The following is a 12,409-nucleotide window of genomic DNA, read 5'->3' on the forward strand; positions in this document are numbered from 1 at the left end:
CCTTCAGCGGGACCCGACAGTTTCGAGTTTTGCCGCAACTTTCAAAGCTGACACCGTCGCGTTGCCCGGCGCCTGTTCCGCCGAGCCCGTCTGCTGGGGCGCCGACAATTGCGCGAACGTCTGCTGCTGGTCGAGCCAGGCTACATAGTCTTCTTGGGTGTCGACCATGACGATGCCATGCATCATCGGATGGCCTTGGCCGCACAGCTCGGCGCACAGAACCTGGAAGGTTCCGGTCTTGGTCGGGGTAAACCAGAAATAAGTGACCGAGCCCGGGATCATGTCCATCTTGGCGCGGAATTCCGGGACATAGAAATCATGCAGCACATCGATCGAGCGCAGCAGCATCTTGACCGGCTTGCCGACCGGCAGATGCAGGTCGGCCGCTTCGACCACGACATCGTCCTGGCCGTTGGGATCCTTGGCGATGACGCCCAGCGGATTTTCAGCGGTAACGTCACGGGTGTCGGATGTGCCGAGCTTGCCGTCCTTGCCGGGCAAGCGGAAACTCCACTGCCATTGCTGGCCAACGACTTCGACCACGGTTGCGTCGCTTGGAACGTTGACGAACCGGCTCCAGACGAACAGCCCGGGGACCAGCATGGCGGTGACACCCACTCCGGTGATGATCGTCAACCACCATTCGAGCCGCCTGTTCTCAGGTTCGTAGGCAGCCCGGCTCCCCTCGCGATGACGGAAGCGGAAAACGCAATAGGCCATGAACAGCACCACGGCGGCGAAGACGACGCCGGTGATCCAGAAGGTGATGATGATGGTGTTGTCGATATAGTCCCAGTTCGAGGCAATCGGAGTCCACCACCATGGGCTCAGGAAGTGGAACAACACCGAGCCCAAGACGATCAAAACGAGTACAACCACGATGGGCATGTCCCGTTCCTCCCGATATTCCAGGGGCGTGAAGCCATCTCTGGAAATACCAAAGTGCATAATGCGTGATTTGCGATGGAAATTCTAGAGCCGGCTGTGGAAGGGGCAAAAAATCGCTTTTGCGGCGGCGGCTCAGGCCCGGCACAGGGTCAGAGCGCCTTGATGACGATGCAGCCGGCCAGGAGCAGGACTACGCCGGCGAGCCGGATTCCCGACACGGGCCGCTGCGGTAGGCGGAACCAGCCGAACGTGTCGACGAAGATGCTGGCGACCTGCTGGCCGGCGACCGTCAGGCTGACGGCTGCCGCAGCACCAATGACGGGGATGGCGGTGAACACCGTCGTGACATAGGTGGCACCGGCAAAGCCCCCGAGCCAGCCCCACCATGGCATCGATGACAGGCCTGCGAGGCGTGGGCGGGGCGTCTTGCTCAGGGCCAGCGTGGCCACAAGCACGGCAGCCATAGCCAGCATCGCCACCAGGAACGAAATGGTGCCGACGGCAAACGGCGCGCCGCCAAGGTCGTGTCGGAGCAAGGCGTTCACCGCGCCTTGCACCGGAAGCACGGCGCCGGCCAGCAGCGCCAGCCCGATCCAGCCCAGCTTCGAAGGCGCGAGATTGTCCGCCGCGCCCTTCTGTCCCAGAACAATGAGGGCCGCGCCTGCAAGCACGACAAGCACGCCAAAGGCAGGTCCGGCACGCAGTCCGGCTTCGGGAATGCCGAGCCAGCCGAATGTGTCGAGGGCGAAGGACGCAAGCATTTGCCCGGCGATGAAGAGGCCGACCGACACGACAGCGCCAAGGCGAGGGAACAGAAGAATGGTCGACACGACATAGAAGGCCGAAGCCACGCCGCCGATCGCATGCCACCATTCGGCGTTGCGGACGGCGCGCAGCGCCGGTGTTGTTCCGGTGAGGGCTGTGATCGACAGCAGCACGATGGCGCCGACGGCGAGTTGAAGCGTCGTCGCGGCAAAGGGCGAGCCGACGGCCTTTGATAGTTGTGCGTTGGCGCCCGCCTGCACCGCGAGCAGGCCGCCGGCGACAAGCGCCAGAGGGATGAAGAGGATTTCCACGATCGTGCTTCCTAAATTTGGGTCATACCGGCCAAGCGGTATCGTCGGCTCCATATGGCGTGCGCGCTGGCGCAGATCGATCTGCCGATTTGCCTATTCGCTCTGCGTTTTCGCACACGCAAAACTTCTTTCGGCTCGCAGATCGCAACGCTTTCCTCTATCTATCTGCGGAAATGCACAGCTCACGCGACCAAATCGACTGGGAAGATTTGCGTATGGTGCTGGCCGTCGCGGAGGGCGCTTCGCTGGCGGCGGCAGCGCGGATCCTGGGCGTGAACCACACCACTGTGCTGAGGCGCGTCAATGCGTTCGAGGCGCGGCTTGGCATCCGTCTTTTCGATCGGCTGCCGACGGGCTATGCGCTCACCGCCGGCGGCGAAGAGCTGCTGGGTGCGGCGCGCACAATGGCCGAGACGGTCAACGAACTGACGCGCAAGCTGTCGGGGCAGGATCTCAGGTTCGAAGGGACGCTGCGGGTCACCACCACGGACACGCTGATGGCGTCGGTGCTGCCGCCGATCCTGGCGGCGTTTCGTGATGTTCACCCCGGCATACGGGTCGAGGCGATGACGCAGAATTCCATCGCCAATCTAACGCACAGGGATGCCGACGTGGCGATCCGGCCGGTTTCGCAGCCGCAGGAAATTCTGGTCGGCAGGCGCATTTCCGGCGTCGCCTTCGCCGCCTATGCGGCGCGCGCCTATGCCGAGACGCTGCCGGCGGAGCCGAGATTTGGCGCGCTGCGCTGGATCGCGCCCGATGACAGCCTGGCCAACACCGGCGTTGCCCGCTGGATGCGGTCGTCGCTGCCGGATGTCGAGATAGCCATGCGCGCCGATTCCCTGGTGACGATGTCTCACGCCGCCGGCGCCGGCATGGGGATCGCCGCACTGCCCTGTTATCTCGGCGACAGCTTGCCCGGGCTTGTGCGGGTCGGAGGGCTGATCGAGGAGATAGGCTCGGCGCTGTGGGTGCTGGTGCATGACGATTTGCGCCGCACGGCGCGCGTGCATGCCTTTACCAAATTCGTCTCTGGCGAATTGCAGCAGCGGCGCGATCTTCTGGAAGGCAGGCTCGGCGGCGGCGCGCGTGAGGGGCGCGCCAACTGAAGCGCGTGCGTTCGGGTTCAGCCCGCAAAAAAGCCCGAGCTCGGCGAGGGGCGAGGCATGCGATCACGAAGCGGTGACGGCCGTAACGAAGGCTCGGCAGGCTGCGAAGACTGGATGAAGGCGCCGGGCGAAACATTTTGCGGCGCGTCCCAGCCGAAGTCTGGGCGCGATCCGCTAACCTCTCAAGGAATTCACGATCATGATAAACAGGCGTACTTTCTCCACCGCGCTCGTCGCCGGGGTGGCGACGAGCCTATTGGCCAGCTCCCACACGACGTCAGCGCAGACGGCCCCCAAGGTTCGCAATGTCGTCCTTGTCCATGGCGCCTATGCTGATGGCTCGTGCTGGTCAGAGGTAGTTGGCCTGCTGCAACAGGCCGGCCTCAACGCAACCGTTGTCCAGCATCCGCTGACCACGCTGGAGGCTGGCGTCGAGGCAACGCGGCGTGCGATCGCTCTCCAGGATGGACCGACGGTCCTTGTCGGACACTCTTTTGCAGGCATGATCGTCACCGAGGCAGGGATGGATCCAAAGGTTTCCTCGCTCGTCTATGTCGCGGCGCGCGCGCCGGATGCGGGCGAAGATTACACGGCGCTCGCCAAGACTTTTGCGGCGCCGCCCGCCTCCGCCGGGCTCGTCTGGTCCAAAGGCTATGGCAAGCTTAGCGAGGAGGCTTTCCTGCGGGATTTCGCCGGCGACATTCCTCGCGAGAAAGCGCGCATCCTCTACGCCGTCCAGGGGCCGATCTCGGACAAGCTTTTCGCCGGAAAGACAACGCAAGCGGCCTGGCGCTCGAAGCCAAGCTGGTATGCGATCTCGACCGAGGATCGCACGATCAATCCGGATCTCGAACGCTTCATGGCAAAGCGCATGAACGCAAAGACCCTCGAAGTGAAGGCAAGCCATTTGTCGCTGATCTCTCACCCCGACGTGATCGCAGGGCTCATCTCGCAAGCAGCCGGGTCGCTCAGCTAGCGGGATTGGGCGGATCTGGGGCGGCATGGAAATCAGCCGCCTCATCCTCCGTCCGCGCTGCTTTGGGTCAGGCTTAGATCAGCAGCAGGCCCTTCATCGAGGCATTGCCCTTCTTGCCGATAATGATGTGATCGTGGACGGCGATGCCGAGCGGCTTGGCGCTGTCGATGATCTGCTTGGTCATCTCGATGTCGGCGCGCGACGGCGTCGGGTCGCCTGAGGGGTGGTTGTGGATCAAACTACTGAGACCATATTCGTAATATTTTTCAACTACTTGTTATCCTATTGAGGAAACGTGGGGGCCGTTAATTGGGGCATGTGTCAAGTGATCATTTGTGAGCTTTCACGCTTGGGCACGGTCGCATTTGCTCAGCACTCAGACGTACCGATCAACCACGGATTCCGAACGCTTACCTATTCAAACCAGCGACGTCGGAACGACTGACCTCGACGTAGGCGAATGCTGCCGGGATCCCCCTGAATTTCTCGTTGTAACCTAGTGCTGCATTGGAGGGCTCAAGCGATGATGTCAGCTTTGCGCCTATGTCGGTCATTGATGGCGTCGTTACCGCCGCCCAGAAGCAGACATCCGCGCGGGTGTAGGTCGAGGTTGCCCCACTGCTGACACCAGAATCACCTGAACGGCTCCTTCGCCGCAAACAGACATGACTCTTTGGACGATACCGTCCAGCCAAGGCTATGTCTTAGAAAAGGCAGCTTTTCGCTCCGGGTCAGCTTCCAAATGGAATGGGCGGAAGGAGGACCGCATAAGCACAGAACGCCCCTCAATTTCCGCAGCCAATCTTAGACCGTGAGGCGGTGACCAACGAGTAGGACAGGTCCGGTCCAACGTAAGCCAGCTGCGCCAGCGAGCGTTCTGGCGGATCGCTAAGCGCCGGATCGAGCATGAAGCGGACAGTGATCGACGACTCCGGCGGCCGGGCTGAGCGGTAAACTCGGCTTTGGGGATGAGGGTTCAGGGTAGCGCGATTGGCTTGTCACTGAGTGTGCGTAAGTAGGCGATCATGTTGACCCGTTCGGTCTCGTCCGGGACACCGGGAGTCTCCATCTTGACGCCCGGCGTGGTGAGCATGGGCCCGAAGAGAAATCTGTTCAGATCCTCGTACGTCCAGACACCCTCCCAGCCCAGCAAGGTGTCGGAGTAGCGCATATCTGCCATGGATGCCTTGTCGCGGCCGACGACGCTCCACAGGTTCGGTCCAATTTTTTTCCCTCCCTGTGGCTCGGCGTTGTGGCAACTGCTACACACGCGGGTGAAGTAGGTTCGGCCTTTCTCGACATCGGCAGAGGCCAACTTCATCGAGATCGGGGCTGGTGTTGGCAAGACGACGCCGTGCGACAAGAGATAGTCAGCGACTTCGCGTTGCCCCCTGCTTTTTGCCAGATGGAGCGGCGTCTTGCCGCCCGTAGTCTTCGCATTCACGTCCGCGCCGGCCTCGACCAGTGTCTTCACGCAGTCGAGACAATCGAGATTGACGGCGACATGAAGGGCGAATTCGCCGCCACTTTCGGAATTTGGATTTGCGCCCCCATCCAGCAATAGATTCAAGAGATCGATCTTGTCTTTCCCCATAGCCGCCATCAGCGGGGGACCAAAAGCCGTCTGAGCGTTGACGTCCGCACCACGTTCTATGAGCAATTTTGCTGCTTGGATGTGGCCCGTAAAGACCGCAAGATAGAGCGGCGTTGCGGTTCCATCACTCTCATCTACACCGGCGCCCGCATCGAGCGCTGCCGTGATAGCCGCGACATCGCCCTCCATGGCGGCGTCGTGGATGGCGGCGGCATGCGATACAATCGGAGTGTGCAAAAGCACGAACAAAATGGGAAGCAAAACGTCGCGCATTCGGCACCCCTCTGTCAAACTTGGAGGACGCGGCACGCTTCAAGAAAGGCGCGAGGCTAATACGAATACCTTGCCGCGTAAAATCAATTTCACTCGGCTTAGACCAGCAGCGACCCGGTCTCCGACGGGATGATCGCGGTTCGCGTCGGCCCGGATTTCAGGATGCTGGCCGTCGGCGCGCCAACCTACTTCGAGAGCAACGGCGTTCGCCGAGGCGACGGAGGTCTGACCAAGAGCGGCTCCACTTCCCGATTGGAGCCGCGAAAGCTTTGCACCTTTCTCGGACATTCGAGAGGCGCCATGGCATTTGTCAAATCTGCCGTTCTCTAAAGTCGTCGCAAAGGCCGGACACGTCACGACGGCGGCGTAGTCGAGGCACCCGGCATGTACCTGTTTGGGCAAGCAGTTCCAGACACGGCGCCGGTTACGATGAGCGACCTCAGCGATCATCTCGCGCTCCTTCTTCCACGGCGGACCATGCCCGATTGACGGATCCGCGCCAGTCGCCGCATCGCGCGGTGGCCTGTCGAATTTGGGGAAACGAGACCTTCGTAGACACACCAAGGCAGTGGGCGATACACTTGCGACCAGCGTTAGCCAGAGGCGGAAGGGAATGACGAAGCAACGCGTTCAGCGGCGTCTTGCTGCTATAATGTCGGCTGACGTCGTGGGCTACAGCCGCCTCATGGGAGCGGACGAGACAGGAACGTTGAGTGCGCTCAAGGAACTGCGCCGCAACTTGATAAGCCCGATCCTCACCGAGTATCGAGGGCGTCTGGTGAAGCTCATGGGCGATGGAGCATTGATTGAGTTCGCCAGTGCGGTCGATGCGGTGGACTGTGCAGTCTGCATTCAGCGCCGCGTTGCCGAACGAAATCTCGCAATGCCCGATAGCGCGTCGATCTCCTTTCGGATTGGTGTGAACGTAGGCGATATCATCATCGATGGCGAAGACATCTATGGCGATGGCGTCAACGTCGCGGCGCGACTTGAAAAGCTGGCTGACCCAGGCGGCATCTGTATCTCCGGCATGGCCTTCGACCAGGTAAAAGGCAAACTCGACGCCGGGTTCCAGGACTTCGGAACTCACCAGGTAAGAAATATCGCAGATCCTGTACGGACGTATCGAGTGGTTGCGGCGAGCGTGTCGAGCCAACCGGCTGGCCCTATTCCCTTGCCGGCCAAACCGTCGATCGCCGTCCTGCCGTTCGACAACATGTCCGATGATCATGCCCAAGAGTATTTCTCGGATGGCATATCCGAAGATCTGACGACGGCACTTTCGCGTTTCGAATGGTTGTTTGTTATCGCGCGCAACTCCGCCTTTACCTATAAGGGCAAGGCCGTTGACGTGAAGAAGATTAGGCGGGAGCTCGGGGTCCGGTATATTCTCGAAGGCAGTGTGCGCCGGGCCGGTGACCGCGTGCGAATCAACGCCCAGTTGATCGATGCGGAGTCAGATCGCCATGTATGGGCACAGCGATATGACCGCAAGATGGATGATCTCTTCGAGTTGCAGGACGACATCGTGGCCAGCATCGCGTCGGTAGTCGGACCCGAAATCACGTTGGCTGAGATCGAGCGGGCGCGAGGAAAACGGCCGGACGATCTCGGTGCATGGGACCACTATTTGCGGGCGATCGCCGCCTATCACAGGATGACGAAGCAGGATGTGGAAGCGGCGATTGCCGATCTCAGAAGAGCGATCGAGATCGACCCCGATTTCGCCAATGCTCACGCCCTGCTTGGTCAATGCCACGTGCACATCGGGTTGCGCGGATGGATTCGTCCGGCGCGCGTGGCCTTCGAAGAGGCCCGGCGCTGGGCGGAGAAGGCGGTTCACCTGGCGCCAACAAACCCGCAGGCCAATCAGTCTCTGGCGTTCATGCTGGCGGTGACCGGAGAGACAGAGCAGGCCATCAGGGTGGCCCAACGGGCGATAGAGCTCAATTCGAACTATGCCGAAGCCTACGCGGTCTTGGGGCATGCCCTGGTGTTTCGTGGCGATTTGGAAGGTGGCTTGGCTGCTTGCCAAAGAGCGGAACGCGGCAACCCACGCGATTCTCGCGGAACCTGGCTATATGACGCGATGGGACACGCTTATTTCTTCCTCGGCGATTATGAAAAAGCGATCGACGTTTCGAAGAAGGGGCTTCAACAAGATCCCGCTCTGTTCGGCGCGCTAGTGACATTGGCGTGTTCCTATGCTCGTCAAGGTCGCCCCAAGGAAGCCAAGCATTACGTGGACGAGCTGCTGCGCCTGATTCCGCGCTACTCGCTGCGTGCCCTGCGTAAGAATCCAATGTTTGTTGACCCCAAGATGGCTGACGACCTCATCGAATGCATGCGCTTGGCAGGATTGCCCGACTAGCAACTGGCTTCAATTCCGATCCGACAATCGGGATAGGCGCGCAAGGTGCAATTACGCGATCGAGAGCAATGCGGGAAGAGCCAGGGGCGATGTCGGCTTCGGGGAGATCACGTCGACGCCTGCGGCTACCGGGAGTGTCCGCTTCTCAAAATCCGAACCTCGAAACTGCCAGTCCGCATGCGGCCCCGATGCTGCCGATCTGCAACGCGCCACATTGCGGTCATTCTCGCCGCCATTCACAAAAGCCGACATGCTATTTGCGGGCCCAGACACATTGCGCCGAATAGGGACGTTGGATGGGGTCTGCTCCTGACGTCCCAATCGGGGCCTAGCAAACTGGCGCGACGGATCCTAACGTGTGATCGGATAGTGTAAGGCCTGCCCCGCGCAAGGAGCCTCAAGGATCTCGACCTGACCTTTTGCGACCTCCGTGACAAGTATCTTTTTGCCATCTCGCGAAAAGGCGAGGTTGGTAGGGCAAGGACCGTCAAGCATCATCCGATCGGCCACTCGGCCATCTCTGCTGTCCATAGACAGTGCAATACAGGCGGCCGTCGACACCGAACTTCATGCCGTCGGGGCCTTTGAACCCCTTCTGATCGTCTTCTTGTAAGACGTTACCGAAAACTTCGCGGACCGCTGTTTTCGAACCGAACACATCGTAACGGTAGACTTCGCCAGTGAAGGAAGCGTTGGCGTAGAGTGCATCGTCGGCATCGAAGGCTATGCCATTGGTGAAGCGGATCCTGCTATCGACTAGACGCTCAATTTTTTTCGATTTGGGATTGATCGCGTAAACGCGTCCATCCCATGCGAGGTCCATATATCCCTCTACGATGTTCTCACCATCCAGAAAATCGGCGAGTGCCATGCCCGAATCCGTCATGTACAGGAGGCCGTCCGGACCAAAGGCCAGATCGTTCGGAAAATAGAAGCGGCCGTGTTTGTCATCACCCTCGAGCCGCTTCACTTCTCGGCCGTCCGGGTCGATGCAGACAAGGGCACGGAGGCCGGCTTCCGCTACCCAAATCAATCCCTCGCCGTCGATGGCAAGGCCGTTCGGGCGACCGCCCGTCTTCTTGACAACTTGCCTTGATCCGGTTGGGGTCAGTTTCGTGACGTTGAGCGTGTCGTGCGACATCTCTGTTATGTACATTGAGCCGTCAGGCAACGTGACCGGACCTTCTGGAGCGCCAACATCGGCTGCGAAAATGCGCGATCCCATTCCCATTCTCCCTGCTACCCAGTTTGGTTGATTGTCGAGTTGAAGCCGGTCGGCGACGGCCTCTGGCGCGTCCTGCGATCATCTTGGGCACCCGAGTTCCCGAATACCAATCTCGTACCAGAGTGGACACGCGCAAAGGGTGCGCATGGGTCTATTCGAGACTTCAATCGCACTTGGTTGACTGTCTGCTATCGCTTTTTTCGAAGCCAGAAGCCGACAGTCCGCTGTCGGCCCAAAAGCCGCCTGTCTGAAAAGCACCTCATGTCAGCCGTTGAGACAATCTCTGTCGTTTCCAGAAGCGGACATTACTCGCACCGGGCTATAGGTCTCCGTTGCGCCACCTGTGGACACTGGCCGCCCCCGCGAATAAGAGCAGGAGTCGGACCCGAAGTGGATGTTCCGCGCGGTTTCCCTGTGTTGCATGCGTAAACAGCCGGGCTCATAGTCGTATTGCGCGATAGGCGCGATCAGTGGCGACAAACCTCGTCATGAACCGGAAGCTTGTAGCGATTTTGGCTGCGGATGTGGTCGGCTACTCGGCGCTGATGGAGCGCGACGAGAACGGCACATATGCGCGGCTCAAGGCGCAACACATCGAACTCTTCGAGCCCAACATCAAGAAGCACCATGGTCGCGTGTTCAAACTCATGGGCGACGGGCTCCTGGCCGAGTTTGCAAGCGTCGTCGACGCGGTCGAGTGTGCAGTCGTGGTCCAGCAAGAGATGGCGACGCGCAATGCAGGCGTGATGCAGGACGAGCGGATCGACCTGCGAATCGGTGTCAATCTCGGCGACGTCATCATCGACGGGAAGGATCGCCACGGCGACGGGGTCAACATCGCCAACCGCCTGCAAAGTCTCGCTGAGCCGGGCGGCATTGTCATCTCGGGCACCGTCTACGATCACGTCCGGAACAAGCTTGATGCCGGGCTTGAATTTCTGGGTGAGCAGCGGGTGAAGAATATTGTCGAGCCGGTTCGAGTCTATGCAGTCGGCAGCACGCCTGCCGTTGCGAAGACGGCGCCGATGGCAGCCATAGCCAAGCCCTCAGTTGCCGTTCTGCCATTCACGAACATAGGTGGCGATCCCGAGCAGGAATACTTCAGCGACGGCATCACTGAGGACATCATCACCGACCTCTCGAAGGTTTCGGCGCTATTCGTCATCGCCCGGAATACAGCATTCACCTTGAAGGGCAAGGCCGTGGACATCGTTCAAGTGGCCCGCAAGCTAAACGTCGAATTCCTAGTTGAGGGGGCCGTCCGGAGGGTAGGAAATCGAATTCGGATCACCGCTCAGCTAATCGATGGAAAAACGGGCGGACACGTGTGGGCAGAGCGCTATGAGCGAGATTTTGGGGATATTTTCGCGCTTCAGGACGATATCGCGCGGAATGTCGTCACTGCTCTCAGGGTGCGGCTCCTTCCGGAAGAACTGAGAACGATTGCGTTACGCTCGACCACGAATCCCGATGCTTACCAGCTCTATCTGCTCGGACGGCACTACGCACAGCAACATAGCACGAGGAGCTCGGAGATCGCTCTGCGCTTCGGCCAGCGTGCGTTGGAGATTGACCCTAATTATGCTCGAGCCTGGGCGCTGGTCGCGCTTTGCCAAGCGTCTTTGAACCACGCGGGAAGTTTAGAAGAATCGGGTCTGTTCGCCGCTGAGACGGCGCTCTCCCTTGATCCCACTTTGGCTGAGGCCCACGCTGTAAAGGGTGGGGTCTTATCCCGGCTTGGCCGTTCCGATGGGGCTATTGCGGCGCATGAGGAATCGGTACGTCTGGAGCCGGATTCCTTTGATACTCGGCAGTACTTTGGCTTTACCCTTTTCTTCCTCGGCCGCGACGAGGGAGCAATCCAGAATTTCGAGCGTGCAGCTCAACTTGTGGAATCGGATTATGTCAGCCTGAGCTTCGCAGCCCAATCTTATGAAAAGCTCGGTCGTCACCAAGAGGCCGATGCGACTGCACGCCGAGCCCTGGAGCGTATCGAAAAGCAGATCGCACTGCGGCCCGACCACGCGCATGCGGTCGGGCATGGTGCCGCACTCCTAGCTTACCTGGGCGAGAAAGGACGCGCCAAGGAATGGGCTTCGCGGGTGCTTACCATGGAGTCTGAAGATCCGAAGAGCCATTACACTGTCGCCTGCGCGTTGGCCCGATTGAACGAGCCAGCCCAGGCACTCGATCTGCTAGAATCCTGCATACCCAAAATGTCCCCTGAATTCGTCAACTGGGTGAAGCAGGATACCGACCTCATTTCGCTACACAGCCACCCGCGCTTCGAAGCTTTGATTGAACGTGGAAAAGCAAGGCAATTGGCAGGCCAAGCAGCCAAATCCTGCTGAGTTCGGATGGCCGTATTGCAGCTGCCGAGAGGCTCGCCACCGAAATGAACTCAAATCTGCGGCTTCCGTCGGAATTTTCCGCTTCGGCGAAAAAATAGATGCCATCCCTCGGGATAGGCGTCGGGGACGCCACAAGCTGCCAGTCCGCTACGGGCCCCAAAGGCGACATCACAACATCTGCTCGGCGATGATCGCTTCTGGCGTATCTGCGACGTTCGTTGGAACCGTAAGGTAGCAGGCTCGGCCTTGAAATCATTGAAGATTTTTCGGACAGGGCGCTACCATAAATCCGCGTTTTTGTTATGATTTCAATAGCTTAAAGGTAGACTGGAGCGGGAGAGCGCTACCGCCTTTCCCCCCCGCTCGGAGACCATGCGATATTTTCTACAGTGTCGGGCGTGATGGGCCTGTCTCGGTGCTGCAAGGACCGGTAGGGAACGGGAGAGTCTGACCCGAAAGCTATCCACGATGTGAACGGCAGCTTTGCGCCTCAGGCAGGTTTCGGCCGTTAAGGTCAGCTTTGCCACCTCCTGGAAGCGGACATAG

Annotated in this window: 9 protein-coding genes and 1 pseudogene; 4 read left to right on the plus strand and 6 right to left on the minus strand. The window is 59.8% G+C overall.

All coding sequences use genetic code 11. The features are described from left to right. Positions 1-3: 3 nt before the first annotated feature. On the minus strand, positions 4-888 hold the full coding sequence (gene coxB / locus AC04SH_RS12055; protein WP_488575162.1) for a cytochrome c oxidase subunit II: 885 nt from the start codon (positions 886-888) through the stop codon (positions 4-6). A 149-nt stretch (positions 889-1,037) separates the two neighbouring features. Further along, positions 1,038-1,964: a DMT family transporter gene (locus AC04SH_RS12060; RefSeq protein ID WP_488575163.1), complete on the minus strand. Its 927-nt coding sequence runs from the start codon at positions 1,962-1,964 to the stop codon at positions 1,038-1,040. A 173-nt stretch (positions 1,965-2,137) separates the two neighbouring features. Here AC04SH_RS12060 and AC04SH_RS12065 point away from each other — a divergent pair, with 173 nt between their 5' ends. Continuing rightward, positions 2,138-3,073 carry a LysR family transcriptional regulator gene (locus AC04SH_RS12065; protein WP_488575164.1) on the plus strand — a complete coding sequence of 312 codons (936 nt, stop codon included), beginning with the start codon at positions 2,138-2,140 and terminating at the stop codon, positions 3,071-3,073. 196 nt (positions 3,074-3,269) lie between these two features. Beyond that, positions 3,270-4,049, plus strand: a complete 780-nt coding sequence (locus AC04SH_RS12070) for an alpha/beta hydrolase (protein WP_488575201.1) — start codon at positions 3,270-3,272, stop codon at positions 4,047-4,049. A 73-nt stretch (positions 4,050-4,122) separates the two neighbouring features. Here the strand turns inward: AC04SH_RS12070 and AC04SH_RS12075 are convergent. From AC04SH_RS12075 to AC04SH_RS12085, 3 genes and pseudogenes are all read right to left on the minus strand, one after another. Continuing rightward, positions 4,123-4,287, minus strand: a pseudogene (locus AC04SH_RS12075) (JAB domain-containing protein); the annotation flags it as partial. Positions 4,288-5,025: 738 nt separating this feature from the next. Further along, on the minus strand, positions 5,026-5,916 hold the full coding sequence (locus AC04SH_RS12080; RefSeq protein WP_488575165.1) for an ankyrin repeat domain-containing protein: 891 nt from the start codon (positions 5,914-5,916) through the stop codon (positions 5,026-5,028). A gap of 39 nt (positions 5,917-5,955) precedes the next feature. Then, positions 5,956-6,366: a hypothetical protein gene (locus AC04SH_RS12085; RefSeq protein WP_488575166.1), complete on the minus strand. Its 411-nt coding sequence runs from the start codon at positions 6,364-6,366 to the stop codon at positions 5,956-5,958. 163 nt (positions 6,367-6,529) lie between these two features. Between AC04SH_RS12085 and AC04SH_RS12090 the strand changes: the two genes are divergently transcribed. Continuing rightward, positions 6,530-8,287, plus strand: a complete 1,758-nt coding sequence (locus AC04SH_RS12090; protein ID WP_488575167.1) for an adenylate/guanylate cyclase domain-containing protein — start codon at positions 6,530-6,532, stop codon at positions 8,285-8,287. A 487-nt stretch (positions 8,288-8,774) separates the two neighbouring features. Here the strand turns inward: AC04SH_RS12090 and AC04SH_RS12095 are convergent, their stop codons facing one another. Further along, on the minus strand, positions 8,775-9,512 hold the full coding sequence (locus tag AC04SH_RS12095; protein ID WP_488575168.1) for an SMP-30/gluconolactonase/LRE family protein: 738 nt from the start codon (positions 9,510-9,512) through the stop codon (positions 8,775-8,777). A gap of 488 nt (positions 9,513-10,000) precedes the next feature. Between AC04SH_RS12095 and AC04SH_RS12100 the strand changes: the two genes are divergently transcribed. Then, positions 10,001-11,863: an adenylate/guanylate cyclase domain-containing protein gene (locus AC04SH_RS12100; protein ID WP_488575169.1), complete on the plus strand. Its 1,863-nt coding sequence runs from the start codon at positions 10,001-10,003 to the stop codon at positions 11,861-11,863. Positions 11,864-12,409 lie beyond the last annotated feature (546 nt).

This window comes from Mesorhizobium sp. CNPSo 4688 (assembly GCF_057784295.1).

Bases quoted from the DNA above. Each gene is read 5' to 3' on its own strand.
- AC04SH_RS12085 (WP_488575166.1), bottom strand. From the start codon at position 6,366: ATGATCGCTGAGGTCGCTCATCGTAACCGGCGCCGTGTCTGGAACTGC.
- AC04SH_RS12065 (WP_488575164.1), top strand. From the start codon at position 2,138: ATGCACAGCTCACGCGACCAAATCGACTGGGAAGATTTGCGTATGGTG.
- coxB (WP_488575162.1), bottom strand. From the start codon at position 888: ATGCCCATCGTGGTTGTACTCGTTTTGATCGTCTTGGGCTCGGTGTTG.
- AC04SH_RS12080 (WP_488575165.1), bottom strand. From the start codon at position 5,916: ATGCGCGACGTTTTGCTTCCCATTTTGTTCGTGCTTTTGCACACTCCG.
- AC04SH_RS12100 (WP_488575169.1), top strand. From the start codon at position 10,001: ATGAACCGGAAGCTTGTAGCGATTTTGGCTGCGGATGTGGTCGGCTAC.
- AC04SH_RS12095 (WP_488575168.1), bottom strand. From the start codon at position 9,512: ATGGGATCGCGCATTTTCGCAGCCGATGTTGGCGCTCCAGAAGGTCCG.
- AC04SH_RS12090 (WP_488575167.1), top strand. From the start codon at position 6,530: ATGACGAAGCAACGCGTTCAGCGGCGTCTTGCTGCTATAATGTCGGCT.